Source organism: Micromonospora sp. NPDC057141, assembly GCF_042670805.1.
Taxonomy (GTDB): Bacteria; Actinomycetota; Actinomycetes; order Mycobacteriales; family Micromonosporaceae; genus Micromonospora.
In genome coordinates this window covers 1-26,010 of record NZ_JBHUVA010000086.1, presented here as the reverse complement: position 1 = coordinate 26,010, position 26,010 = coordinate 1, and the positions used below count along the sequence as shown (strand labels likewise).

21 protein-coding genes are annotated in these 26,010 nt (G+C 73.8%); 11 read left to right on the top strand and 10 right to left on the bottom strand.

Annotated features, from left to right (window positions below; genetic code table 11):
• Positions 1 to 49: 49 nt before the first annotated feature.
• Positions 50 to 772 (bottom strand): class F sortase, encoded by a 723-nt coding sequence (locus ACFT41_RS28060; RefSeq protein ID WP_377588486.1) that lies wholly within the window; start codon positions 770 to 772, stop codon positions 50 to 52.
• Position 773: 1 nt separating this feature from the next.
• Positions 774 to 1,496, bottom strand: coding sequence for a hypothetical protein (locus ACFT41_RS28055; RefSeq protein ID WP_377588487.1), 723 nt, complete (start codon positions 1,494 to 1,496; stop codon positions 774 to 776).
• 512 nt (positions 1,497 to 2,008) lie between these two features.
• On the opposite strand from ACFT41_RS28055, the gene ACFT41_RS28050 reads away from it, so the two are divergent.
• Positions 2,009 to 3,796: a glycoside hydrolase family 6 protein gene (locus ACFT41_RS28050; protein ID WP_377588488.1), complete on the top strand. Its 1,788-nt coding sequence runs from the start codon at positions 2,009 to 2,011 to the stop codon at positions 3,794 to 3,796.
• A 162-nt stretch (positions 3,797 to 3,958) separates the two neighbouring features.
• On the opposite strand, the gene ACFT41_RS28045 is transcribed toward ACFT41_RS28050, so the two are convergent.
• From ACFT41_RS28045 to ACFT41_RS28035, 3 genes are all read right to left on the bottom strand, one after another.
• Positions 3,959 to 4,327: a hypothetical protein gene (locus tag ACFT41_RS28045; RefSeq protein ID WP_377588489.1), complete on the bottom strand. Its 369-nt coding sequence runs from the start codon at positions 4,325 to 4,327 to the stop codon at positions 3,959 to 3,961.
• A 292-nt stretch (positions 4,328 to 4,619) separates the two neighbouring features.
• Positions 4,620 to 5,573 carry a hypothetical protein gene (locus ACFT41_RS28040; RefSeq protein WP_377588490.1) on the bottom strand — a complete coding sequence of 318 codons (954 nt, stop codon included), beginning with the start codon at positions 5,571 to 5,573 and terminating at the stop codon, positions 4,620 to 4,622.
• A gap of 10 nt (positions 5,574 to 5,583) precedes the next feature.
• Positions 5,584 to 6,261, bottom strand: coding sequence for a hypothetical protein (locus ACFT41_RS28035; protein ID WP_377588491.1), 678 nt, complete (start codon positions 6,259 to 6,261; stop codon positions 5,584 to 5,586).
• Between the two features lie 299 nt (positions 6,262 to 6,560).
• Here ACFT41_RS28035 and ACFT41_RS28030 point away from each other — a divergent pair, with 299 nt between their 5' ends.
• The 7 genes from ACFT41_RS28030 (at position 6,561) to ACFT41_RS28000 (ending at position 15,125) form a co-directional block, all read left to right on the top strand.
• Positions 6,561 to 8,945: a nitrate- and nitrite sensing domain-containing protein gene (locus ACFT41_RS28030; RefSeq protein ID WP_377588492.1), complete on the top strand. Its 2,385-nt coding sequence runs from the start codon at positions 6,561 to 6,563 to the stop codon at positions 8,943 to 8,945.
• Positions 8,945 to 9,367 (top strand): roadblock/LC7 domain-containing protein, encoded by a 423-nt coding sequence (locus ACFT41_RS28025; RefSeq protein ID WP_377588493.1) that lies wholly within the window; start codon positions 8,945 to 8,947, stop codon positions 9,365 to 9,367. The genes ACFT41_RS28030 and ACFT41_RS28025 overlap by 1 nt, the downstream gene beginning before the upstream one ends.
• Positions 9,357 to 9,743, top strand: a complete 387-nt coding sequence (locus tag ACFT41_RS28020; protein ID WP_377588494.1) for a DUF742 domain-containing protein — start codon at positions 9,357 to 9,359, stop codon at positions 9,741 to 9,743. The genes ACFT41_RS28025 and ACFT41_RS28020 overlap by 11 nt, the downstream gene beginning before the upstream one ends.
• Positions 9,724 to 10,326: an ATP/GTP-binding protein gene (locus ACFT41_RS28015; RefSeq protein WP_377588495.1), complete on the top strand. Its 603-nt coding sequence runs from the start codon at positions 9,724 to 9,726 to the stop codon at positions 10,324 to 10,326. The genes ACFT41_RS28020 and ACFT41_RS28015 overlap by 20 nt, the downstream gene beginning before the upstream one ends.
• A 118-nt stretch (positions 10,327 to 10,444) precedes the next feature.
• Positions 10,445 to 11,482 carry a lactonase family protein gene (locus ACFT41_RS28010; protein WP_377588496.1) on the top strand — a complete coding sequence of 346 codons (1,038 nt, stop codon included), beginning with the start codon at positions 10,445 to 10,447 and terminating at the stop codon, positions 11,480 to 11,482.
• Positions 11,483 to 11,668: 186 nt separating this feature from the next.
• The gene (locus ACFT41_RS28005) at positions 11,669 to 13,411 is read left to right on the top strand and encodes a substrate-binding domain-containing protein (protein ID WP_377588497.1); all 1,743 of its coding nucleotides are present in this window, start codon (positions 11,669 to 11,671) and stop codon (positions 13,409 to 13,411) included.
• 232 nt (positions 13,412 to 13,643) lie between these two features.
• Entirely contained in the window at positions 13,644 to 15,125 is a 1,482-nt protein-coding gene (locus ACFT41_RS28000) for a sugar transferase (protein ID WP_377588498.1), read from the top strand.
• Between the two features lie 336 nt (positions 15,126 to 15,461).
• Here the strand turns inward: ACFT41_RS28000 and ACFT41_RS27995 are convergent, their stop codons facing one another.
• On the bottom strand, positions 15,462 to 16,718 hold the full coding sequence (locus ACFT41_RS27995; protein ID WP_377588499.1) for an ROK family protein: 1,257 nt from the start codon (positions 16,716 to 16,718) through the stop codon (positions 15,462 to 15,464).
• Positions 16,719 to 16,767: 49 nt separating this feature from the next.
• On the opposite strand from ACFT41_RS27995, the gene xylA reads away from it, so the two are divergent.
• The 3 genes from xylA to ACFT41_RS27980 are packed head-to-tail and all read left to right on the top strand — an operon-like array spanning position 16,768 to position 20,867.
• Entirely contained in the window at positions 16,768 to 17,955 is a 1,188-nt protein-coding gene (gene xylA / locus ACFT41_RS27990) for a xylose isomerase (protein ID WP_377588500.1), read from the top strand.
• Between the two features lie 10 nt (positions 17,956 to 17,965).
• Positions 17,966 to 19,411, top strand: coding sequence for a xylulokinase (gene xylB, locus ACFT41_RS27985; protein WP_377588501.1), 1,446 nt, complete (start codon positions 17,966 to 17,968; stop codon positions 19,409 to 19,411).
• A gap of 34 nt (positions 19,412 to 19,445) precedes the next feature.
• A complete protein-coding gene (locus ACFT41_RS27980) occupies positions 19,446 to 20,867 on the top strand; it encodes an MFS transporter (RefSeq protein WP_377588502.1) in 1,422 nt (473 codons plus the stop codon).
• A gap of 55 nt (positions 20,868 to 20,922) precedes the next feature.
• Here the strand turns inward: ACFT41_RS27980 and ACFT41_RS27975 are convergent, their stop codons facing one another.
• The 4 genes from ACFT41_RS27975 to ACFT41_RS27960 form a co-directional block, all read right to left on the bottom strand.
• Positions 20,923 to 22,599 carry a glycoside hydrolase family 13 protein gene (locus tag ACFT41_RS27975; protein WP_377588506.1) on the bottom strand — a complete coding sequence of 559 codons (1,677 nt, stop codon included), beginning with the start codon at positions 22,597 to 22,599 and terminating at the stop codon, positions 20,923 to 20,925.
• A gap of 161 nt (positions 22,600 to 22,760) precedes the next feature.
• Positions 22,761 to 23,834 (bottom strand): LacI family DNA-binding transcriptional regulator, encoded by a 1,074-nt coding sequence (locus tag ACFT41_RS27970; RefSeq protein ID WP_377588503.1) that lies wholly within the window; start codon positions 23,832 to 23,834, stop codon positions 22,761 to 22,763.
• A 62-nt stretch (positions 23,835 to 23,896) separates the two neighbouring features.
• Positions 23,897 to 24,862 carry a carbohydrate ABC transporter permease gene (locus tag ACFT41_RS27965; protein WP_377588504.1) on the bottom strand — a complete coding sequence of 322 codons (966 nt, stop codon included), beginning with the start codon at positions 24,860 to 24,862 and terminating at the stop codon, positions 23,897 to 23,899.
• A 1-nt stretch (position 24,863) separates the two neighbouring features.
• Entirely contained in the window at positions 24,864 to 25,874 is a 1,011-nt protein-coding gene (locus tag ACFT41_RS27960; protein WP_377614033.1) for a carbohydrate ABC transporter permease, read from the bottom strand.
• Between the last annotated feature and the right edge of the window lie 136 nt (positions 25,875 to 26,010).

Genomic DNA, 26,010 nt, shown 5'->3' with positions numbered 1-26,010 from the left:
CCCGGTCGCATGCCCGACCGGCCGCGCCGCGCCGACCGACCCGGCCGGGTCAGCCGGTCATGGTGGCGAACACGATGACGTTGTCCGCGTAGCTGGCCGCCGCCTGGTCGAACTGCCCGCCGCAGGTGACGACCCGCAGGCCGGCCCGGTCGTTGGGCCCGTACACCAGCTCGGTGGGGAAGGCGGTCTTCGGGTACGACCGCACCTCGTCGACGGTGAAGGCGACGCGGCTGCCGTCGTCCCGGGTCACCTGGATGCTGTCACCGGGCTGGAGCGCGCCGAGGGAGTAGAAGACGGCGGGGCCGCCGACCTTCGCCGAGTCGACGTGCCCCACGACGACGGCGTTGCCGATCTCGCCGGGGCTCGCGCCCGGGGAGTACCAGCCGGCGTTCATGGCCTGCTCCAGCGGTGGAACCTGGACGGTGCCGTCCGGGTTGGTGCCCAGCGTCATGATCGGGGCGTCGACGCCGATCCGGGGGATCGAGATGGTGGTCGGGGTGGCCCGGGCCAGCCCGGCCGGCTGGCCACCGTCCGCTGCCTCCGTGTCGGCGTCGAAGGGCTCCTGAGCGGCGACGTCCCCGCCGTCGCCCGTGCTCCCGCCGACGCGGTCGGGGCCGGCCTGGGTGACCGGCTGGGGCGGGCGGGGGGTGGGGGCGGCGCGCATGGAGGCGCCCACCATCCCGGCGCCCACCATGGCGAGCAGGACGACGACGGCCGCGCCAGCGGCGCGCCACGGTGTCCCGTGGCGGCCGCCGGCCGGTGTCGCCGTCATGTCAGGCGGGGGACCCATTGGCCCGACGCCGCCGCATCAGCACGATGCCGCCGAGTGCCGCGGCGCCCAGCATGCTGGCTCCGGTGGTGGCGAGCCCACGGTCGGTGCCGCCGGCCGCGCCGCCGTCACCGCCCTCGACGGGACCGTGCGGGAGCACGACCAGCTCGCCCGCGGCGCAGGAGCCCTTCAGCTCGTAGCGGCCCGGGGCGGCGTCTGCGGCGACCTCCGCCTCGCCGTAGTAGACGAAGTCCTTCTGGTGTTCCCAGGACTTCTCCTCGCCGTAGCCGGAGCCGTCGATCGACCAGTCCTTCTCGGCCGCCTGGTCGTGCTCGTAGCCGCTCCACGAGTCGTACGAGTCGTCCGCGGCGCCGCCGCCCTTGCCGCCCTTGGCCTTCTCGTCCTCCTTGGCCTTGCCGTGCTGCTCGCCGGCCTTCTCCTCGGCCTTTTCCTCGGCCTGGTAGCCGTGCGCCTCCGCCGGGTGCAGCTTGACCTTGCCGGTCACCTCGGACCAGACGGCGGCGTGCTCCTGGGGCTCCGGGCAGATCTCCAGGATCTTGACCTTCTCGCCGGGCTTGACGACGTGCGGCTTGGCGTAGACCTCGCCGTCGCGGGTGTCGTCGTAGTAGTGGCCGTCCGCGAACGCGATCCCCGGCGCGAACACCAGCAGGGACGCGCCGCCGAGCGCGGCACCCGCAACGACTTTCCCGAGCATCTTGTTTGCCATGACCTGCGTCACTCCATCCCTCTTCGTCCTGAGCCCGACGTCAGCCGAGCTACCCACGACGTTAGCCCCGTTCGCGAGCTATCAGGGGAAAGATTCGTGTTTTGCAGTTTGCCTGGCCATGCGGGGGAAACTGCCTTAAGCGTGGTTGGCACCATGTGTCGCATGAATCGGGGTCGTCGCCGGGGTTGCGACCGGCCGGGCGTTCCCGCACTCTTTGAGGGGAGGCGGGGCCGCCTGGCATCGAACCATTGCCATGGAAGCGCTCCCATGTAAGAATTCCCTCACGCGGTACGGGGAGCCACACCGCGCAAGGCAGATGTCGAGGGCACCGGTTCCACCGGACGACGTCCGCCGTCCGACCGGCCGTTCCATGCGCCGGTCGCGCACCACCACCACACTGCCCGTCCGGGTCGGGCACCCCCGAAATCCCCGTGGCGCCGTCGATGTCCCACCGACGTCGCGCGCCGTTCCGCCGGGCCGCGAGTCCGGTCTCGCCCAAGGAGATCAGTGGCATGAGTATGAGGAAGAGACTGTCCGGCAGCCGCCGGGCGCTCGCACTGACCGGTGCGGGCGCGCTGGTCGCCGGCGGTCTGGTGACCATTCCGGTCACCGCGGCCCAGGCCGCGACCCAGTGCAGCGTCGACTACACCACCAACGACTGGGCCGGCGGCTTCACCGGCAGCGTCACCATCAGGAACATCGGCGACGCCGTCTCGTCCTGGAACCTCGGCTTCACCTTCCCGAACAGCAGCCAGCGGGTCGTGCAGGGCTGGTCGGCGAGGTGGAGCCAGAGCGGGCAGAACGTCACCGCCACGAACGAGTCCTACAACGGCTCGATCGCCAGCGGCGGCAACGTGACCATCGGCTTCAACGGTTCGTGGAGCGGCAGCAACCCGAAGCCCACCTCGTTCACCCTGAACGGCGTGGTCTGCAACGGTGGCACCCCGCCCACCACGCCGCCGACCACCCCGCCGACGACCCCGCCCACCACGCCGCCGACGACCCCGCCCACCACGCCGCCGCCCACCACCCCGCCGGGGCAGAAGGTGGACAACCCGTACCTGAACGCCCAGGGGTACGTGAACCCGGAGTGGAAGGCCAAGGCCGAGTCCGTCGCGGGCGGCAACCGGGTGTCCAACACCCCCACCGCCGTTTGGATCGACCGGATCGCCGCCATCAACGGCACCCCGGACAGCAGCTCCAACGGGTCCATGGGCGTGCGTGACCACCTGGACGCCGCGCTGGCCCAGGGCGCGACCTACATCCAGTTCGTCATCTACAACCTGCCCGGTCGCGACTGCGCCGCCCTCGCCTCCAACGGCGAGCTGAAGGCCGACGAGCTGCCCCGCTACAAGGCCGAGTACATCGACCCGATCGCCGCGATCCAGAGCGACGCGAAGTACGCCGGCCTGCGGATCATCAACGTCATCGAGATCGACTCGCTGCCCAACCTGGTGACCAACACCTCGGGCAACCCGGGCGGCACCGCGATGTGCGACACGGTCAAGGCCAACGGCGCGTACGTCAACGGCGTGGGCTACGCCCTGGCGAAGCTCGGCGCGATCGGCAACGTCTACAACTACATCGACGCCGGCCACCACGGCTGGCTGGGCTGGGACAGCAACTTCAGCCCGACCGCCACGATCCTGCGCGAGGCCGCCGGCGCGTCCGGCAGCACCCCGGCCAACGTGCACGGCTTCATCGTGAACACCGCGAACTACTCGGCTCTCAAGGAGCCGTACTTCAAGGTCACCGACACGGTGAACGGCCAGAGCGTCCGCCAGTCCAAGTGGGTCGACTGGAACTTCTACGTCGACGAGCTCTCCTTCGCCCAGGCGTTCCGCACCGAGCTGATCTCCAAGGGTTTCAGCAGCAGCATCGGCATGCTGATCGACACCTCCCGCAACGGTTGGGGCGGCTCCGCCCGGCCCACCGGCGCGGGCCCGATGACCAGCGTGGACGCCTACGTCAACGGCGGCCGGGTCGACCGGCGCATCCACCTCGGCAACTGGTGCAACCAGTCCGGCGCGGGCCTCGGCGAGCGTCCCAAGGCCGCCCCGGAGGCGGGCATCGACGCCTACGTCTGGGTGAAGCCTCCGGGTGAGTCGGACGGCTCCAGCACCGAGATCCCGAACAACGAGGGCAAGGGCTTCGACCGGATGTGCGACCCGACCTACACCGGTAACGCCCGCAACGGCAACAGCATGAGCGGCGCCCTGCCGAATGCCCCGATCTCGGGTGCCTGGTTCCCGGCCCAGTTCGCCCAGCTGATGCAGAACGCCTACCCGCCGCTCTCCTGATCCGGCGGAAGGCCTACCGGCCGCCGCGGGAGTGAGGCACCGCGCCGGCAGGTTCCCCCGGCCCCTGGTCCGACCGTCCACCGGTCGGGCCAGGGGCCCCCGCCCGTTCCAGGCCGGTCTGTTCCGGGCCAGCTTGTTCCGGGCCGGGCCGGTCAGGGCCGGTCAGGGCACGGTCCGCTCCACCGCCGCCCGGCCCTGCTCGGCCAGGTCCCGGCGGGCCCGTTCGATGTTCTCGGGGGTCGGATCCTGGCCCCGCGCCAGCACCAGGTCCTCCGGATCCCACGGCTGCTCCGCGCCGGTGCGGATGTTGTCCCCGCCGGCGCCCGTGCCCCCGCCGTGCGGGTCGCCGATCAGGTCCTCGGTCGAACCGGCCCTCGCCACGACTTCCCCCGGCCCGGCGAAGGACGGGTTGTCCCGGTCGGCCCCGCGACCGGTACGCAGCTGCGGCACCGTGCTCTCGTCGTCCACCGCCGCCGCCACCTCGGGGCTCTCCTCCAGCGGTCGCCCGGCGTTCGGGTCGCGCTCCGTCATCCTGCTGCCCTCCTGTGTGCCCAGGTGCTGCCTGATCCCCCTGGCGTACCCCGCAGGGCCCCGGGCATGCCGACGGCGCCGGACCTCCGGTCATGCCCCGGTCGTCGCCCCGGGGCGGCTCGGGTGGCTTGGTCGGGCTGAGCCACTGCGACTTCTATCCCCACCGTCCGTCCCGTTGTGGCATGCGGATCTTGGCCGGGTGTACGGCGCGGCCGGGAACGGTCCAAGAACCAGAGGGCAGCCGCCGACGCGCCCCGGCCGTGGTCGGCCGGGGCGCGCGAGGCGGGGACGGTCAGCGGCCGAGCACCCGGTCCAGGAAGTCGCGGTACCCGCGTACCGCGATCCGGAGCTGTTCGGTGTCGTCGCCGGTCTGCTGCCAGTCGCCCAGCCTGTTCTTCTGCTCCGCGAGCGCGGCGGCCAGCGCCTCGATCGCCTCCCCGACCAGCGCCTCGGCCTGGCCGGCGGCGGACCTGGGGTCGTCGACGAAGCGGAGCTGGACGCCGCGCCAGCGGTCCCGGAAGCCCTGGGCGGTGCCGGGCTCGAAGAGGGTGGCGGCGTCCGCGGGCACCGCGCCCGTGGTGGGCCGGGCCGCCGCCGTGACCGCGCCGACGCCGTCCCGCGCGTCCGCGCCGACGCCGAGGACCGACGACGTGCCGTCCCGCGCGTCCGGGTCGATCATGTCGGGCTCGGGACGGCCGTACCCGGCGGCGCCGGCGACCACCGCGTCCTCCGGGCTGCGGTCCGTCCCGACCCGCCCGTCGACCGCGTGACGGCCCCCGGTGCGCTCGTCGCCCGGTTCGTCGGCCGCCCACCGGGACCGGTCGTGCAGCCGGTCGGCGGCGGTCGGGTCGGCCCGCTCGTCGTCTAGCGCGTCGGTCCTGCCCGGCGCGCCGTCGCCCGGCCGGGCCGTGTCCTCGCCGCGCGGGTCCCGCTCGTCCTCCGGCCGGCCGCTCGCCATCGCCGAGGCCGCGACCGCGCCGCCGACCGTGGTCGCCCCGAACGCGGTCGGCAGCGGGGCCGGCTCGTGGAACGCGGGTGCGCCGTCGCTGCGCTCGTCGGCCACGGTCGGGTCGTCGAAGGTGCCCCGGTCGTCCAGCACGTCCTCGGGCGCCTCGGCGCGGCCCTCGACGTCCCGGCCCCGGCGCGCCGCCGCGTCGCCGGTCGCCCCGCCCGGGGGCGGCACCGGCACCGGCACCGACCGGACAGCCTCGGGGTGGTCGCTGCTCACCTGCTGTTCCTGGCGCATCTGGCTCTCCTCATCGGCTCGTGACGTCGTGCGGACGGTCGACCGGCGTCTCCTCCGCCTCCCGGAACGCGCTGTCCGGGTTGCCGTGCTCCGGGTTGCGGTGCTCCGGGTGGTGCTGGCCCGGGTGGCGCTGCGCGGGGACGCGGGCACCCACCGGGTCCTCGCCGAGCAGGTCGGCGAAGAGCGCCCGGTAGTGGACGACGGCTTGGCGCAGCTCCTCGGTGCCGGCCTCGCCACGCTCGTTGCGCAGCCGGATCTCGTGGGCGTCCCGGTAGTGCGAGAGCATCCGGGCGTGCTCGACGGAGAGGTGGGCGATCTGGTCGGAGAAGTCCCCGGTCGGGTACCCGTGCTCGGCGACGAGCCGGCCGACCAGTTCGTCCGCGTCGCTCACCGTCTCGCCGGGGGAGTCGACGAAGCGCACCTGGAGGTCCTCCCACGCCGCCGCGTACCGGGCCCGGGATTCGGGGGTGAGCGGGGTGAGCGTCAGCTCCGCGTGCCGGCGTTCCCGGTCCCGCAGTTCCCGCTCAGCGTCGGCGCGGCTGTCCCGCTCGGCGACCACCCGGTCGTACTCGGGCCCGAACCGGGACCGCAGCGCGCGGCGGCGGGCGACCTGCCGGCCGACCACGGCCAGGGCCGCGACCACCACGAGTACGACGAGAACTATGACGATTACCTGCGTGGGCGACATGGCTCCTCCTTCGTCCCTCCTGTATTCCCTCCGGTCGCTGATCGCCAATCCCGATCCGGGCGACTTTCCTGCGCGATCCCGGGTACCGGGTGACGGCTGGGGGGTTTCCGCCCCGCTACGTCCGGACTCCGATACCGCGGAGCGTGCCGGGGCGAGCGCACCGGGCGAGAGGCCGGTACCGCAACCGCCGACGATTACGTATCCTGCCCAAGGCGCCCGTGCCGGTGCCCCGGTGCTGTGGCGGCGAAGCCCGGCCGGCACCGGTGCCACCCGCTGCCACACGTTCCGGGCGAGGTCTGATGAACACCCGCGACTGGCCGATCCGCTCGAAGCTGACGGCCCTGGTCGTAGCGCCGGTCAGCGCGCTGCTGGCCCTGTGGATCTTCGCGACCACGCTCGCCTTCGGCCCGGCGCTGGACCTGCTCTCCGCGGGCACTCTCCTCTACGACTTCGGGCGTCCCGGTGAGACGGTCGTCGCCGAGCTGCAACGGGAGCGCCGGCTGACGGTGGTGCAGCTCGCCGGCACCGCCGCGCTGCCGGAGCTGGCCGAGCAGCGGCGACGCACCGATGTCGCGATCGCCGAGCTGCGCCGCCGGGTCAACGGCGAACGGCTGCGCGACGCCACCGACGACCTGCTCGACGCCCGGCTCGACCGGCTGCTCGGCGCGCTGGACGCGCTGCCCACCGGCCGGGGTTTCATCGACCGCCGCCAGGTGGACCGGACGGGCGCGATCGGGCTCTACAGTGGAATGGTGGGCGAGGCATTCCGGGCGTTCACCGCGCTGGCCACCCTGCCCGACAACGATCTCAACCGGCAGGCGCTGGCGTTGACCGCGCTCGGCCGGTCCCGGGAGCTGCTCGGGCAGGCCGACGCGCTGCTCGCCGGGGTGCTCGTCACCGGGCGCTATGCCGAGGGCGAGCACACTCAGCTCGTCCAGGTCATCGGCAATCAGCGCTTCCTGACCGAGACGGCGGTGGCCGACCTGCCGGTGGACGACCGGGTGGCGTACCAGCGGCTGGCCGAGAGCGACGCGTTCGTCCGGTTGCGCTCCCTCCAGGACGAGCTGGTGCGGGCCGGTCCCGGCCGGGCACCGAAGCTGGATGCCCGGGCCTGGGAGGCCAGCCAGGAGGCCGTCCAGCGTGGACTGCGCGACTTCGAGCTCACCCAGGCCGACGCGATCGCCGACCGGACGGTGCCGGTGGCGGTCGGCATCCTGGCCCGGCTCGGCGTGGCCGGCGTGCTCGGGCTCGCCGCGATCGTGGTGTCGGTGCTGGTGTCGCTGCGGGTCGGCCGGTCGCTGGCGCGGCGGCTCACCGCCGTGCGTGACGCCGCCCTGGAGATGGCCGAGCACCGGCTGCCGGACGTGGTCACCCGGCTGCGTCGCGGCGAGGACGTCGACGTGGCCGGCCAGACCCCGTCGCTTCAGTACGGCGAGGACGAGATCGGCCAGGTGGGGCGCGCGTTCGCCGCAGTGGGTCGGACGGCAGTCCGTTCCGCAGTGGACGAGGTGACCCTGCGGCGCGGGCTCAACGAGGTCTTCCTGAACATCGCCCGGCGTAGCCAGGGGCTGGTGCACCGGCAGCTCGCCCTGCTGGACCGGATGGAGCGCCGCGTCGAGGACCCGGACGAGCTGGCCGAGCTGTTCCGGGTGGACCACCTGGCCACCCGGTTGCGCCGGCACGCCGAGGACCTGGTGATCCTCGCCGGGGCCGCGCCGGGCCGGGGCTGGCGCAATCCGGTCGCGATGGTCGACCTGGTGCGGGGCGCGATCTCCGAGGTGGAGTCGTACGACCGGGTCGACATCGCCGACGTGCAGCCCGCCGCCACCGTCGGCCGGGCCGTCGGCGACGTCATCCACCTGCTGGCCGAGCTGGTCGAGAACGCCACCGCGTTCTCCCCGCCCGGCACCCGAGTCACCGTGCGGGGGCAGAGCCTGCCCAACGGGTACGCCGTGGAGATCATCGACCAGGGGTTGGGTATGGCCGCCCCGGCGCTGGAGGAGGCCAACCGCAGGCTGGCGACGCCGCCGGAGTTCGACCCGGCCGACAGCGCCCGGCTCGGGCTGTTCGTGGTCGCCCGGCTCGCCGCCCGGCACGGCGTCCGGGTGCAGCTGCGACGGGCCGCCCACGGCGGGGTCACCGCCGTGGTGCTGATCCCGCACGACCTGGTGACCAGCGAGCCGCGCCTCGGCCCGCCCGGCACCCGGGGGGCGCAGGGCCCGGCCGACGACCGGCGGATGGCCAAGGTGACCCGGCTCAACACGCTGCCCCGGCCCCGGTCCGCCCGGATCACCCGGGAGCGCGGCGACTCGTCGACGGCCGTGGTGCCGCTGGCGCCCAGCCGCTCCGCGCCCGCCGACCCGGGCGGCGACGGCGACGGCCTGCCCCTGCGGGTACGCCGGCGTGGCCCCACCACCCGCCCCCGGCCGACCGTCCAGGACACCCCGGCCCCACGTGCCCCGGAGGAGGCCCGTCGGCTGATGTCCGCGCTCCAGGCGGGCACCGCCCGGGGCCGCCGGGACGGTGCGGCCGGCACCACCACGGCGGACACCACCTCCACCACCCCGGTCACCCCCACCGCCTCCGCTGCTCCCACCTCGACCGCCGCCGCCGACGCGACACCGGAACCGGACGCCCCGGCGGCGCCCTCGCAATCCACGACCGCAACTGAGAGGGACGCCTAGTGGTGCACACGACGAAGCCGAACGTCGATCTCGACTGGTTGCTCGACGAGCTGGTGGAACGCCTACCGGCCGCCCGCGAGGCGGTGGTGCTCTCGGCGGACGGGCTCCTGCTCGGTGCCTCCGCCGACCTCGACCGCACCGACGCCGAGCACCTCTGCGCCCTGGCCTCCGGCTTCTCCAGCCTGGCCAAGGGCGCCAGCCGGCACCTCGCCGCCGGTGGGGTACGGCAGACGGTGGTGGAGATGGAGTCGGCGTACCTCTTCGTCACCGCCGCCGGCCAGGGCGCGTGCCTCGCGGTCGTCGCCGAGGCCGACGCGGACATCGGCCTGGTGGCGTACGAGATGGCGATGCTGGTGATCCGGGTGGGCGAGAACCTGACGGCGCCGGTCCGGGATTCCTCGGGTGGGGCCGATGCGGGCTGAGGCCCCGGGGCCGCAGCACGAGTGGCTGGACGGCGACGCGGGTCCGGTCGTCCGCCCGTACACGCTGACCGGTGGGCGGGTCCGGCCGCCGGTCGGTCTCGACCTGGTGGCGTTCGTGCTCGCCGGCCGGGGCGCGGACCCGGCGGCCCACCCGCGGCTGCACCCGGAGCACCGCCGCCTGGTGGAGCTCACCCGGCGGCCGGTGCCGGTCGCCGAGCTGGCCGCCGAGTTGGACCTCGCGGTGGGTGTGGTCCGAGTGCTCGTCGGTGACCTGCTCGCCCGTGGCCTGGTCTCGGTGCACGAGCCGGCCGGCACCGCGTTCCTACCCGACGACAACATCCTCAAGGCGGTGGTCAATGGACTCCGTGCGCTATGACCGGGACGGGTCCGGGGTGCGGATCCCGCTGGCCCTGAAGATCCTCATCGCGGGCGGCTTCGGCGCCGGCAAGACGACGCTGGTGAGCGCGCTGAGCGAGGTCCGGCCCCTGCAGACCGAGGAGGTCCTCACCGGGGCCGGGATCGGCGTGGACGACCTCTCGGGCGTGGAGGGCAAGTCCACCACCACGGTGGCGATGGACTTCGGCCGGATCACCATCAACGAGGACCTCCAGGTCTATCTGTTCGGCACCCCGGGCCAGGACCGGTTCTGGTTCCTCTGGGACGAGCTGGCCTTCGGGGCGCTCGGGGCGGTGGTGCTCGCCGACACCCGCCGGCTGGCCGACTGCTTCCCGTCGATCGACTACTTCGAGCAGCGGAACATCCCGTTCGTGGTCGGGGTGAACTGCTTCGACGACGGCCGCCGGTTCAGCCTGGACGCCGTACGTCACGCGCTGGACCTGGACCCGGACGTGCCGCTGGTGTTCTGCGACGCCCGGGACCGCCAGTCCGGCAAGCTGGTGCTGATCTCCCTGGTCGAGCACGTCGCCCGGCAGCGCGGTGAGCCGGTTCCGGTGGCGTGACCCGGCGGCGCGTGGGTGAGGGCCCGGGGCCGCGTGGGTGAGGGCCCGGGGTGATGGGCACGGACAGCGGGGCGACACGGCCGGCGACAGGCACGGACAGCGGCGGAAGGTGGGTCGGGTGACCGGGCAGCAGGGGATCGTCCACGTCGGGGGCTACACGGCGGCCAGCGGCGGGCGGGGCGAGGGGATCGTCGCCGCCCGGCGCGACCCGGTGACGGGCGGGTTGACCCCGCTCGGCACCGTGGCGGCGACCCCGTCGCCGTCCTTCCTCGTGCGGCATCCCACCCTGCCGGTGCTCTACGCCGTCAACGAGCTGCCCGAGGGGGAGGTCAGCGCGTTCCGGGTCGCCCCGGACGGCGATCTGGCCCCGCTCGGGGTGCGCGGCACCGGCGGCGCCGAGCCCTGCCACCTGGCGGTCACCCCGGACGGCGGGCACCTCGTCGTGGCCAACTACGGCGGCGGGAGCGTGACGGTGTTCCCGCTCGACCCGGCCGGCGTCCCGGGCGAACGCAGCGACCTGGTGGTTCACTCCGGGCGTGGGCCCGACCCGCAGCGGCAGGAGAAGGCGCACTGCCACATGGTCTCCCCGGCGCCGGACGGCGGGCCGCTGCTCGCCGTCGACCTCGGGACCGACTCGGTCTACCGGTACGACCTCGACGCGGCCTCCGGCCGGCTGGTGCCCCGGGCGCCCCGGGTGCGTACGGCGGCCGGGGCGGGCCCCCGCCACCTGGCCCGGCACCCGGACGGCCGGCGCTGCTGGCTGGCGGGCGAGCTGGACGCCACGGTCACCACGTACGAGCTGACCGCAGACGGGTCGCTGCACCAGCGGGGCCGGGTGGACGCCAGCGCCCGCACCGGGCACGTCCAGCCCTCCGAGATCGCCGTCGGCGCGGACGGGCGCTTCCTCTACGTCGGCAACCGGGGGATCGGCACCGTGTCGGTCTTCGCCGTCGCCGGCGAGCTGCCCGAGCTGGTCGCGGAGGTGGAGACCGGCGGGGAGTGGCCCCGGCACTTCGCCCTGACCGGCGAGCACCTCTATGTCGCCGACGAGCGCGCCGACATGGTGCGGGTGTTCCGGGTGGACGCGGCGACGGGGGTCCCGACGCCGGTGGGGGAGCCCGTCGCGGTGCCCAGCCCGACCTGCGTCCGGCCCTGACCGCCGCCCCCGCGCCCGATGTTCCGGCCCTGTTCAGGAGCGTGCGGTCGACGGCAGGGCACGGGGTCGTCACTCAGTGTCACAAAAGTGCTGACGTCTGTCTCTCCTGAGTAACTTTCGTCCGAACGGACGTGGCAGTACCCGCAGCGGGTCCGCAAGATGGTCACCGTGTCAGGCCGCCATCGCATGCAGTCAGGTATCCGCGGAGCAGGCGCCGTCGCCTCGGCGACGGCGCTCGTCGTCGTCATCGCGGGTGCCTGGTTCGGCTACCGGGAGTTGGTCCAGCCCGCCTGTTCGGGGCAGGTCCAGCTGTCGGTGGCGGCGGCCCCCGAGCTGGCCCCGGCGGTGCAGGCCGCCGCGGCCCAGTGGGTGGCCGACGGCGCGGCGGTCGGCGGCACCTGCATCGCCGTGAACGTCACGGAGTCCGAGCCGGTGGACGTCGCCGCCGCGGTGGCGGGCAAGCACGGGGTGCAGTTGGCCGGCGTCGGCCAGGCCAGTGGCACGGCGGTCACCCCGGACGTCTGGGTGCCGGACTCCTCGACCTGGCTGCTGCGGCTGAAGAACGCCGGGGCCACCGCGTTCGCCCCGGGCAACGGCGCGTCCATCGCCCGCAGCCCGGTGGTGGTGGCGGTGCCCGAGCCGGTCGCCGAGACCCGGTTCGGCTGGCCGGAGAAGAGGCTGACCTGGACCGATCTGCTGCGCCAGGTGAGCAGCAGCAAGCCGATCCGTGCCGGGATCGTCGAGCCGACCCAGGACGCGGCCGGCCTGTCCGGGCTGCTGTCGCTGACCGCCGCCGCCAGCGGGGCGGGCGGCGACGCGCAGCAGGCCACCACGGGAGCGTTGCGGGCGCTGGCCACCGGCCGTTCCGCGCTGCGCGAGGACCTGTTGGCCCGGTTCCCCCGTTCCTCCGACCCGACGGCGATCGCCTCCGGCCTCGGTGCCGCCGCGCTGTCGGAGGAGGACGTGATGGCGTACAACGAGCGGAAGCCGCCGATCCCACTGGCGGCGCTCTACCTGGAGCCGTCGCCGATGCCGCTGGACTACCCGTACGCGGTGCTGCCGGGCATCGAGCCGGCGAAGCAGTCCGCCGCGAAGGTGCTGTTCGAGGTGCTCACCACGCCGGGCTTCCGCAACCGGCTGGCCGAGCGGTCGCTGCGCGGGCCGGACGGCAACTGGGGCGACGGCTTCGAGGCGCCGCAGGGCGCCCCGAGCCCGGCGGGTGGGGCGGCGACCGCACCGGCGCCGGGCGGCAACGGTGCCGGGGGCCTGGACCCCGTCGCGATAGAGCGCGCCGTGTCCAGCTGGTCCATCGCCACCCAGTCCGGGCGGATGCTCTGCGTCATCGACGTCTCCGGCTCGATGAAGCAGCCGGTACCCAGCGCCAACAACGCCACCCGGGAGCAGGTGACGGTCGCGGCGGCGAGCCGGGGCCTGAACCTCTTCGACGACTCCTGGTCGATCGGGCTGTGGACCTTCTCCACCGAGTTGGTCGGCAGCCTCGACTACCGGGAACTGGTGCCGATCAATCCGCTCTCCAGCAACCGCAGCCGCCTGGAGCAGGGGCTGGCCACGGTCCGGCCCTCCAGCGGCGACACCGGCCTGTACGACACGATGCTGGCCGCCTACAAGGCGGTTCAGGAAGACTGGGAGCCGGGGCGGGTCAACTCGATCGTGTTGTTCACCGACGGCAAGAACGAGGACGCCAACGGCATCTCCCAGCAGAAGCTGCTCGCCGAACTGAAGCGGATCGCCGATCCGGAGCGGCCGGTGCAGGTCGTGATCATCGGTATCGGCAACGACGTCAGCAAGTCCGAGCTGGAGTCGATCACCAAGGTCACCGGCGGCGGCAACTTCGTCACCGAGGATCCGACCAAGATCGGTGACATCTTCCTCAAGGCGATCGCGCTCCGCCCGAACGCGCCTCGCTGAGCCCGTGCACCATACTGAGTCCTTGTTCAGCGGCGGTGGCTGGTCATGCGTGGGACCCGTCACGGTGAGCCACGTGCCGGTGCTGGCCGGCCAGGATACTGACGGCAATACGTCCGAAGTAGTCGGTGGCCATAGTTGTTAAGAGAAGATGTCGAGGTGCTCCGGCGCCGTCGGTCCCGTTGGGGGGACCGGACAACGACCGGGGCCTTTCTCAGCAGAGTGGGGAGGGCCGGTGACGTCGGCGACGCTGTTGACCGCCACCAGGACGCCGCGGCCTGGGGCTGATCGGGGTGGGCCCGTGGCCCGCGTCGACGAGCGGGCGTACGTCCGCATGCTGGTGGTGCTGGACACCGCCGTCCTGGCGGTCGCGGTGCTGATCGGCTACGTCGCCCGCTTCGGCGACGAGGAGCCGGTGGGCTCGAAGATCCCGTACGTCGTGGTGGCCCCCGTGCTGCTGCTCACCTGGCTGCTCTCGCTCAAGATCCTGCGCTGCTACGACGACCGGGTGCTGGGCTACGGCGCCGACGAGTACCGACGGGTCGGCTCCGCCAGCCTGCGCCTCGCCGGCGGCACCGCCATCGCCGGCTACATCGCCGACGTCGGCGTCTCCCGGGGCTTCCTGGCCATCTCGTTCGCCGTCGGCATGCTGGGCCTGGAGGTCGCCCGGTTCGCCGCCCGCAAGCGGCTGCACCGGGCCCGGTCCCGGGGACGCGGCTGGTCGCGCAAGGTGCTGGTGGTCGGCGACACCGCGCACGTGCTGGAGCTGGTGCACCAGCTGCGCCGCGAGCCGTACGCCGGCTACCACGTGGTGGGGGCGTGCATCCCGGACGCGCTGCTGGCGCCGGTGCCGCAGCGGCTCGGCGACGTGCCGGTCGTGGGCTCGTTCCGGGGCATCCCGGAGGCCGCCACCGCGATCGGCGCGGACACCGTGGCCGTCACCGCCTCCGGCGAGCTGACCGCGACCCGGCTGCGGCGGCTCGGCTGGCAGTTGGAGGGCACCGGCGTCGACCTGGTCGTCGCGCCCGCGCTCACCGATGTGGCCGGCCCCCGCATCCACACCCGGCCGGTCGCCGGCCTGCCCCTGATCCACGTGGAGGCCCCCGAGTTCCGGGGGGCCCGCAAGCTGGTCAAGGGCTTCGTCGACCGGTCCGCCGCCGCCGTGGCGCTGGCCCTGCTGCTGCCGCTGCTGGCCGTGATCGCGCTGGCGATCAAGCTCGACAACCGGGGCCCGGTGCTGTTCCGGCAGATCCGGGTCGGCCAGGGCGGCCGCGAGTTCGGGGTGTTCAAGTTCCGCACGATGGTGGTCAACGCCGACGCCCTGCTCGCCGAGCTGACCACCCGCAACGAGACCGACGGCCTCATGTTCAAGATGCGTGACGACCCCCGGGTGACCCGGGTCGGTCGGGTGCTGCGCAAGTGGTCGCTCGACGAGCTGCCCCAGCTGGCCAACGTTCTGCTCGGGCAGATGAGCCTGGTCGGCCCGCGCCCCCCGTTGCCCTCCGAGGTGGCCCGCTACGACGGCGACGTGGCCCGGCGGCTGCTGGTCAAACCCGGGATGACCGGCCTCTGGCAGGTCAGCGGCCGGTCCGACCTGAGCTGGGAGGACGGCATCAGGCTCGACCTCTACTACGTGGAGAACTGGTCGCTCGCCGCCGACCTGACCATCATGTGGAAGACCTTCGGCGCGGTGGTACGCAGCCGGGGCGCGTACTGACCCCGCGGTGTCCCGGGACCGGCGTCGCGCCGACCGGGACCCGTTGATCGTCGACAGCCACAGCCGGTGTCCGTCGTCGGACCAGTCGAAGGACGCGGTCCCGGGCGGGTGGCCCGGCGACGCAGCTGCGGGCGGCGGCTGGTCGGCCGGGGGCGCCCGGTGGCCCGCACCGCCTGACGGTCGGCCCGCGCGGGCGGGCTCCTGGGCCCGCGCGGGCGGGCTCCTCGGCCCGCGCGGCGGTGGCCTCCGCCACGGCCGCTGAGGGCGTTGGGAGGGGGCCCTTCCTATACAGAAGGCGTTAACAGGGGGCCCTTCCTTGCACTGTGGGCGGGCGGGTCAGGCCGGGCGGGTCAGCCAGCCGACCGGCTCGGCGACGATCCGGCGGACGACCGAGCCGGCCGCGCCGACCACGGCGGCCTCGGGGCCGAGCGTCGATGGGCGTACGGTCACCGGCGCCCAGCCGGCGGTGAGCACCCGCCGGGACACCTCGGTCAGCACGGCCGGCCGCAGCCAGGGCGTGAGCAGCGCGTAGCCGCCGCCGAGGACCACGGTGTCCAGATCGAGCAGGTTCACCACGCCTGCCACCGCCACCCCGAGGGCCTGCCCCGCCTCGGCCAGCGCCAACAGGGCGGCGGGGTGACCGGCGGCGGCGAGGTCGGCCAGCCGCGCGGCGGCGGTGTCCGCCGGCAGGTCCGCCCGGTCCAGCCCGGCGGCGGCGAGCACGGCCTCCTGGCCCGCGTACTGCTCCAGGCAGCCCCGGCCGCCGCAGCGGCAGGGCCGCCCCTGCGGCTGGACGGGGATGTGGCCGATCTCGCCGCTCCACCCTCGCACCCCCCGGAACAGCGCGCCGTCGAGGACGATCCCGGCGCCGATGCCCACCTCGCCGGAGACGTGCAGGAAGCTGGCCGGCCCGGTCGGGTCGGCGTGCAGCTCGCCCACGGCGGCCAGGTTGGCCTCGTTGTCGACGACCAGCGGCGGGACTCCGGGCACCGGCTCGGCCAGCGGCGGGTGGGCGGCCAGCAGTTCGGGGACGGCCACGTCGCGCCAGCCGAGGTTCGGGGCGAGCCGGACCAGCCCGGCGTCGCCGACCAGGCCGGGCACGGCGAGGGCCACCCCGGCCAGGGTGAGGCCCTGCCGCTCGGCGTCGGCCCGCGCGGCGGCGGCCAGGGTGACGAGCCGGGCGAGGGCGTCGGCCGGGGAGACCGGGCGCAGGTCGGCCCGGCGCACGGTGTGGTGCCGGACCTGGCCGGCCAGGTCGACCACGCAGGCGGCCAGGTAGTCGACGTTGATCTCCAGCCCGAGGCCGGCGGGGCCCGACCCGGCCAGCACCAGCCCGCGCGCCGGGCGGCCCGCCCCGGTGCGCGGCGCCGGCTCCGACTCGGCGACCAGCCGGCCGGCGATGAGGTCGTCGACGACGGCCGAGACGGTGGCCCGGGTCAGGCCGGTCGAGGCGGCCACGTCGGCCCGCGACGGTGGGCGGGGCGCGGCGGCGATCCGGCCGAGCACCACGGCGAGGTTCAGCTCGCGCAGGCTGCCCTGGCGGACCGCCCCGGAGACAGGGGCGGGGCGGGTCACCCCTTGACAGTGCCACATACCCGCCAAATAATTCAACCACTGAACAAATAGCTACCGGAGGTCTGCCATGGCACCCCGTCCCACCCCCGCCGACAAATTCTCCTTCGGCCTCTGGACGGTGGGCTGGCAGGCCCGCGACCCGTTCGGCGACGCCACCCGCGGTGAGCTGGACGCCGTCGAGGCCGTGCACAAGCTCGCCGAGCTGGGCGCGTACGGCATCACCTTCCACGACGACGACCTGATCCCGTTCGGGGCGGACGCCGCCGCCCGCGATGCCCAGCTCGCCCGGTTCCGCAAGGCCCTCGACGAGACCGGCCTGGTCGTCCCGATGGTCACCACCAACCTCTTCACCCACCCGGTGTTCAAGGACGGCGGCTTCACCAGCAACGACCGCGACGTGCGGCGGTACGCGCTGCGCAAGGTGCTGCGCAACGTCGACCTCGCCGCCGAGCTGGGCGCCAAGACGTTCGTCATGTGGGGCGGCCGGGAGGGCTCCGAGTACGACCTGGCCAAGGACATCCGCTCGGCGCTGGACCGCTACCGCGAGGGCGTCGACCTGCTCTGCCAGTACGTCGTCGACCGCGGCTACGACCTGCGCTTCGCCATCGAGCCGAAGCCCAACGAGCCGCGTGGCGACATCCTGCTGCCCACCGTCGGGCACGCGCTCGCCTTCATCTCCCAGTTGGCCCACCCGGAGATGGTCGGCCTCAACCCCGAGGTCGGGCACGAGCAGATGGCCGGGCTCAACTACGCCCACGGCATCGCCCAGGCGCTGTGGCAGGGCAAGCTGTTCCACCTGGACCTCAACGGCCAGCGCGGTATCAAGTACGACCAGGACCTGGTCTTCGGCCACGGCGACCTGATGAACGCGTTCGCCCTGGTGGACCTGCTGGAGAACGGCGGCCCAGACGGCGGCCCCGCGTACGACGGTCCCCGGCACTTCGACTACAAGCCCTCGCGCACCGAGGACTTCACCGGCGTGTGGGCCTCGGCCGAGGCGAACATGCGCACCTACCTGCTGCTCAAGGAGCGGGCCGCGGCGTTCCGGGCCGACCCGGAGGTGGCCGAGGCCCTCGCCGCGAGCCGCGTCGGCGATCTGGCCACCCCGACCGTCGCCCCCGGCGAGGGCTACGCCGAGCTGCTCGCCGACCGCTCCGCGTTCGAGGAGTACGACGTCGACGCCGCCGCCGCGCGGGGCTTCCACTTCGTCCGGCTCAACCAGCTGGCCGTCGAGCACCTGCTCGGCGCCCGCTGAGGCCGCCGCCATGCCCCTGGTCGCCGGGTTCGACTCGTCCACCCAGTCCTGCAAGCTGGTGATCCGCGACGCGGAGACCGGGGCGCTGGTGCGCTCCGGCCGCGCCGCCCACCCCGACGGCACCGAGGTCGACCCGGTGGCCTGGTGGGCGGCCCTGGAGGCCGCCGTGGCGCAGGCCGGCGGGCTGGCCGACGTCGCCGCCGTGTCCGTCGCCGGCCAGCAGCACGGCATGGTCTGCCTCGACGAGTCGGGCGAGGTGGTCCGCCCGGCGCTGCTGTGGAACGACACCCGCTCCGCCGGTGCCGCCGCCGACCTGATCGAGGAGGCCGGCGGCGGCGAGGCCGGCGGGCGGTTCTGGGCCGAGGCCGTCGGCGTCGTCCCGGTGGCCAGCTTCACCGCCACCAAGCTGCGCTGGCTGGCCCGGCACGAGCCGGCCAACGCCGACCGGGTCGCCGCCGTCTGCCTGCCGCACGACTGGCTGACCTGGCGGCTGGCCGGCGCGCCCGGCCTGGGCGCCCTGCGCACCGACCGCAGCGACGCCAGCGGCACCGGCTACTGGTCCCCGGCCACCGGCGAATACCGGTTCGACCTGCTCGAACGGGCCTTCGGCCGGCGGCTGGAGGTGCCCGTCGTGCTCGGGCCGACCCAGACCGCCGGCACCCTGGCCCCGGCGGTGCTCGCCGCCGCCGGCGGGGGCCCCGGTGGGGCGCTGCTCGGCCCCGGGGCCGGGGACAACGCCGCCGCCGCGTTCGGCGTCGGGGCCCGCCCCGGCGACGTGGTCGTCTCCATCGGCACCTCCGGCACCGTGTTCAGCGTCGCCGACGCGCCGACGGCCGACCCGAGCGGCATCGTCGCCGGGTTCGCCGACGTCACCGGCCGTTACCTTCCGCTGGTCTGCACGCTCAACGCGGCCCGGGTGCTCGACGCGGCGGCCACCCTGCTCGGGGTCGACCTCGACGGACTGTCCGACCTGGCGCTGTCCGCCCCACCCGGCGCGGACGGCCTCGTCATGGTCCCCTACCTGGAGGGGGAGCGGACCCCGAACCGGCCGTCGGCCACCGGGGCGGTGCACGGGCTCACCCTGCGCACCTCCACCCCGGCGCACCTGGCCCGCGCGGCGGTCGAGGGGATGCTCTGCGCGCTCGCCGACGGCCTCGACGCGCTGACCGCGCAGGGCTGCCGGGCCGAGCGGGTGATCCTGGTCGGCGGCGGGGCCCGGTCGGCGGCGGTGCGCCGCATCGCGCCGCAGGTCTTCGGCCGCCCCGTGGTCGTGCCGCCGCCGGGGGAGTACGTCGCCGACGGGGCGGCCCGCCAGGCCGCCTGGCTCGCCCTGGGCGGGGAGAACGCGCCCGCCTGGTCGCCGGCCGGCACCGAGGAGTACGCGGCCGACGGCGTCGCGGGTGTCCGCGAGCGGTACGCGGCGGCCCGCGACCGGGTGCTCGACCGCCCCGCCTGACGGGGGCCGACCCGGCAGCGGGCATGCTGGGTCGGTGACAGGTCGGTTGACGGTACGGCGGGGCTGGGGCGGCGGCGCGGCACACCGGTCGTACAGCGTCCTGGTGTTCGTGCTGCTGGCCTCCCTGGACAACGTGGCGATCGGGCTCGTGCCGCCGCTGTACGGCCCGATCGCCGGGTCGCTCGACGTGTCCCAGCGGCTGCTCGGCCTGGTCACCGCGGTCAGCTTCCTGGTCAGCGCGGTCGCCGCCGTCGGCTGGGCGTACGTCGGCGACCGCACCGACCGCAAGCCGCTGCTGATGGTCGGCACCCTGGTCTGGGCGGCCGGCACCGGCGGCAGCGCGCTGGCCCAGAGCTACCCGGCGTTCCTGGCCGCCCAGCTCGTCGCGGCGGTCGGCCTCGGCGCGGTCGGCTCGGTCGGCTTCTCCGTGGTCACCGACCTGATCTCGCCGCGCCGCCGGGGCCTGGTGATGAGCCTCTGGGGGCTGTCCCAGGGCGTCGGCACCCTGGCCGGGACGCTGGTCGGCGGCCTGCTCGGGGCCACCGACTGGCGGCGGCCGTTCTGGCTGCTCACCGTGATCGGGCTGGCGGCGACGGCGGCGTACCTGTTCACGTACGACATCCGGCGCGGGCAGAGCGAGCCGGAGCTGGCCGCCGCGCTGGCCGGCGGCGCGGAGTACGAGCACCGCATCACCCGCGCCGACCTGCCGCGCATCCTGGCCCGGCGGACCAACCGCTGGCTGGTCCTCCAAGGCTTGACCGCCCAGGCCGCCTTCGGGTCGCTGGTCTGGCTGCCGGTGCTGTTCGCCCAGCGGGCGCAGGCGCAGGGCTACTCGGCGGCCACCGCCGTCGTCGTCGGCAGCGTCTTCGCCACCCTGTTCCAGCTCGGCGGGGTGCTCTCCATCGTGGGCGGTCTGGTCGGCGACGCCGTGCAGCGGCGTACCTCCCGGGGCCGGGCGCTCGTCGCGGCGGTGGGCATCCTCGCGGCCCTGCCGTTCTACCTGGTCCTGTTCTTCGTGCCGTTCCGCATCGACGTGCCCGACGGCGGCTCCACCGGCGCGGTGGTCGGCGCGGTGCTGGCCAGCGTCGTCACCGAGCCGACGGTCGGGCTGAGCCTGCTCACCGCCGTGCTCGCCCTGGCGCTGACGTCGGCGAACTCGCCGAACTGGTTCGCGCTGATCGCCGACGTCAACCCGCCCGAGCACCGGGGCACCGTCTACAGCCTCGGCAACCTGGTCAACGGGGTCGGCCGGGCGGCCGGCAACGGGCTGGTCGGGGTGGCCTTCCACGGGCTGCGGGCGGCCTTCCCGCCACCGTTGAACTACGCCGTCGGGCTGGCCGTGTTCCAGCTCTTCTTCGTCCCGACGGGGGTCATGTACTGGCTCGCCTCCCGCACGTCGCCCCGGGACATCGACGCCGTGCGCGACCTGCTGCACGAGCGCGCGGAACGCTTGTAAGGAAGGGCCCCTTCTTAACGCATACGGTCGAGAAGGGGCCCCTTCTCACACCCGCTCAGGCGGTGCGGAACCAGACGGTGACGTCCTGCCCGACCGTGCCGTCGTCGGGCAGCGGGGCGCTGGCGTGCAGCGGCTGCGCCCCGGCCGGCAGCGGCACGGGCGCGGGGCCGAAGTTCGTCAGCACCGTCACGTCGCCGTTGCGGAAGCTCACCACCTCGTCGCCCGAGGCCAGCCAGTAGAGGCTGCCCCGGCCGAGGCCGTGCTCGCGGCGCAGCCGCAGCGCGGTGCGGTACAGCTCGTACGTCGAGCCGGGCACGCCGCGCTGCCGGTCGAGCGCGTACTCGGCCCACGACGGCGGCTGGGGCAGCCAGCTCGCGTCGGTCGGCCCGAAGCCGTACGACGGCGCGTCGGCCTCCCACGGGATCGGCACCCGGCAGCCGTCCCGGCCGCGCTCGGTGTGCCCGCTGCGCTCCCAGGTCGGGTCCTGCCGCACCTCGTCGGGAAGCGTCATGTGCTCCGGCAGGCCCAGCTCCTCGCCCTGGTAGAGGTAGGCCGAGCCGGGCAGGGCCAGCATCAGCAGGGTGGCCGCCCGGGCCCGGCGCAGGCCCAGCGCGGCGTCCGGCTGCGGGTCGCCGATGCCGATGCCGTTCGGGCGGGGGGTGCCGACGGGCAGGCCCAGCCGGGAGGCGTGCCGGACCACGTCGTGGTTGGACAGCACCCAGGTGGTGGGCGCGCCGGCGGCGTCGGTGGCCTCCAGCGAGCGGGTGATCACCGCATACTGGGCGGGTGCGGTCCAGGACGCCTGGAGGTACTCGAAGTTGAACGCCTGGTGCATCTCGTCGGGCCGCACGTAGCGGGCCAGCCGCTCGGCGGGCTCCACCCACGCCTCGGCGACGAGGACCCGCTGGCCGTCGTACGAGTCGAGCAGGCGACGCCACTCCCGGTAGACCTCGTGGACGCCGTCCTGGTCCCACATCGGCGGGCGGGGCTTGTCGACCCCGCTGCCGGAGAGGATCTCCTGCGGCTCCTGCCAGTTCGCCAGGTCGGCCTGCTTGATCAGGCCGTGCGCCACGTCCACCCGGAAGCCGTCGACGCCCCGGTCGAGCCAGAACCGGAGGACGTCCAGGAACTCGGCGCGGACCTCCGGGTTGTCCCAGTTGAGGTCGGGCTGCCCGGTGTCGAACAGGTGCAGGTACCACTGGCCGGGCCGACCGTCGGGCGCCGTGACGCGGGTCCACGCCGGGCCGCCGAAGACGCTGGTCCAGTCGTTGGGCGGCTGGTCGCCGTCGGCCCCGAGGCCGTCGCGGAAGACGTACCGGGCGCGCTCGGGGCTGCCCGGGGCGGCGGCGCGGGCCGCGGCGAACCAGCGGTGCGCCGACGAGGTGTGGTTGGGCACGAGGTCGACGATGACCCGCAGCCGGCGGGCGTGCGCCTCGGCGATCAGCCGGTCGGCGTCGGGGAGCCGCCCGAACAGCGGGTCCACGTCGCGGTAGTCGGCCACGTCGTACCCGGCGTCGGCCTGCGGCGACGGGTAGAACGGCGACAGCCAGACCGCGTCCACGCCCAGCGCGACGAAGTGGTCGAGGCGGGCGGTGATGCCCGGCAGGTCACCGATGCCGTCACCGTTGGCGTCGGCGAACGAGCGCGGGTAGATCTGGTAGATCACGGCCTCGGTCCACCAGGCGGTGGTGGGGCCGGCGGACTGTTCCTGGGGGGTCGCGTCGGTGTTCAGGGCCTTCTCCCGTGTGTCGAAGCCGTCCCGGTCCTTGTTCCCAGCCGGTACGCGGACGGACCCCTCCAGTCTGCCCGGTGCCGGGCGGGCGGACCCGTCCGGTGTGCCCGGTGCCGGGCGGGCGGACCCGTCCGGTGTGCCCGGGCGGGGGGACGGCGCGTTCAGTCTGCCCGGGGCGGGGCGGTCGAGTCGCGTACCACGAGCCGGGTGGGCAGGATCAGCGGCGCGGCGGAGGGCTCGGCCGGGTCGGCGCCGCGCGGGCCGGGGACGACCGGCCCGGTCGGCGGGGGAAGGTCCCGGCCGGCGAGCGGGTCGAGCAGGATGCGGGCCGCGAGCCGGCCCTGCTCCGCCGCCGGCTGGGCGATCGTGCTGAGCCCGAGCACCCCGGACAGGTCGTGGTCGTCGATACCGATGACGCTGACGTCCTGCGGAACCCGCAGGCCGGCGTCGCGCAGCGCGCTGATCGCGCCCATGGCCATCTCGTCGCAGGCGGCGAAGATGGCCGTGGGCGGCTCGCCCCGGGCGAGCAGCTCGGCGGTGGCCCGCTCGCCGCCGTCGATGGTGAACTGCGCCTCGATGTCCAGGGCCGGGTCGGGTTCGATGCCGGCGGACCGCAGCGCCTCCAGGTAGCCCCGGCGCCGGTCCAGGTGGGTGGTGAAGGCCAGCTCGTCGTCCGGGTCGCCGGAGATGTGCGCTATCCGGCGGTGCCCCAGGTCGAGCAGGTGCCGGGTGGCGGTCCGTGCGGCGGCCACGTCGTCGATGCGTACGCACGGCCAGCCGGGCACCCCGCTGCCGGAGCTGATGGTCACGCCCGGCAGGTCCAGCACGGTGAGCGCGGCCAGTTCGGCCCGGCGCAGCGGGGTGGCGACCAGCATCACCGCGTCCACCCGCTTGTGCAGGTTGGCGGTGCGCAGCACCCGCTGCCGGGTGTGTTCCCGGCCGCCGAGGTTGTAGAGCAGCAGGTCGTAGCCGGATTCGTGCAGGGTCTCCTCGACGGCCTCGACCACGGTGCCGAAGAACCAGCGGGTGATCCGGGGGACGATCACCGCCACGGTGGCGGTCCGCCCGCCGGCCAGCCGCGACGCGCTCGGCGAGACCGCGTACTGGAGCTGCTCGGCGGCGGCGAGGACCCGGCGGCGGGTGGCCGCGGAGACGGTCGGCAGGCCACGCAGGGCCCGCGAGACGGTGGCGGTGGAGACCCCGGCCAGGCGGGCGACATCATCGATCTTGGTCATGGTTATCCCGCTCCGGCCCGGACCGCCGCCGCCCGGGACGTGGGCGGCGGCGGTCGCGAGGGTCAGCCCTTGACGCTGCCGGCGAGCAGGCCGCGCACGAAGTATCGCTGGAGCGACAGGAACACGACCAGCGGTACGACGATCGAGACGAACGCGCCGGCGGTCAGCCGCTGCCACTCGTTGCCCCGGGTGCCGGCCATCTCGGCCAGCCGTACGGTCAGCGGGGCGGTCTCGCTGCTGCCCCCGGCGAAGATCAGCGCGACCAGCAGGTCGTTCCAGACCCAGAGGAACTGGAAGATGCCGAAGGCCGCCAGGGCCGGGGTGATCAGCGGCAGGACGATGGTGCGGAAGATCTTGGGGTGGGTGGCCCCGTCGACCCGGGCCGCCTCCATCAGGTCCTTGGGCAGCTGCGCGATGAAGTTGTGCAGCAGGAAGACGGCGAACGGCAGCGCGAAGCAGGTGTGCGCGAACCACACCTGCACGAACTTCTGCTCGTCGACCAGGTCCCAGGCGGGCATGAGGGTCACCCCGCCGAGGCTGACCCCGGTGGAGAAGAACCTCAGCAGCGGCACCAGGGCCATCTGGAGCGGGACGATCTGCAACGCGAAGATCGCGATGTACGCCCAGTCCCGGCCCCGGAAGTTGATCCACGCCAGCGCGTACGCGGCCAGCGACGCGAACGCGATCGGGAACAGCACCGACGGGATGGTGATCGCCAGCGAGTTGATGAAGTAGTTGGCCAGCTGCCCCGAGGACGAGGAGCGGCCGAACAGCACCTCCTGGTAGTTCTCCAGGGTGAACTGCGGGTTGGTGAAGAACGTCCACCAGCCGGTGGTCTTGATCTGGTCCTCCGGCCGGAACGAGGAGACGAACAGGCCGAAGGTGGGGATCGTCCAGAACAGCGCGATGACGATCGAGATCAGGGTCGCGGCGCGGCTGTTGAGCCGCTTGCGGACCCGCCCGGCGGGGGTGGAGGTCTTCCCGGTGGCCTGTGCTCCGGCGGGGAGCGTGGGCGTCGTGGTGGTCATCTCAGCCCTCCCGCTGCTGACGCAGGTTGCGGATCTGGTAGATCACGAGCGGGATCACCAGGACGAAGAGGAAGACCGCCAGCGCCGAGCCCTGCCCGTTCTGGCCGTACCGGAACGCCTGGTTGTACATCTCGTTCGCGATGACGCTGGTGTCGTAGTTGCCGTTGGTCGCGGTGCGGACGATGTCGAAGACCTTCAGCGTGGCGATCGACAGCGTCACCACCACGACGATCAGCGCGGGCCGGATGCTCGGCATGGTGATCTGCCAGAACATCTGCCACGGGGTGACCCCGTCGAGCCGGGCGGCCTCGACGATGTCGGCCGGGATGGCCTTGATCGCGGCGGAGAGCACCACCATGGCGAAGCCGGCCTGGATCCAGACCATGATCACGATCAGCAGCAGGGTGTTCAGCGGCGAGTCCAGCAGCCACTGCTTCGGCTCACCGCCGAGGCTCACCACGATCTGGTTGAGCAGACCGATCTGCTCCTGCCCGTCGCCGCGGTAGGCGTAGACGAACTTCCAGATGATCGCCGCGCCGACGAACGAGATCGCCATCGGCATGAAGATCAGCGACTTGGCCACCGACTCGAACCGGGCCTTGTCCACCATGACCGAGTAGAGCAGGCCGAACGCCGTGGCCACCAGCGGCACCAGCAGCACCCAGACCAGTGTGTTGATCAGCACCCGGACGATCGAGTCGTCGGAGAACATCCAGGTGTAGTTGCGCAGGCCCACCCAGTTGCGGCTGCCGCCGTCCATGAACGACAGCAGCGTGGTGCGGATGGCCGGGACGACCAGGCCGATCATGAGCAGCAGCACCGCTGGCAGCAGGAAGAAGAACGCGAACATGCCCTCGCGCGGCTTGCGGCGCCGGGGCAGTGGAGCCCCGTTCGCCGAGGCGGCGATCAGCTGTGCCTCGTGGCGTCGGGCGAACCAGGACGGCACGGCGTCCAGGAGCAGCAGCAGCCCCCCGACGACCACGGCGAACCCGATCAGCCCGTACAACAGCATGAGGAGCTTCGGCTGCACGTCGGCGAAGGTAGCCGTAGACCAACTTCCAGATGATCGCCGCGCCGACGAACGAGATCGCCATCGGCATGAAGATCAGCGACTTGCCCACCGACTCGAACCGGGCCTTGTCCACCAT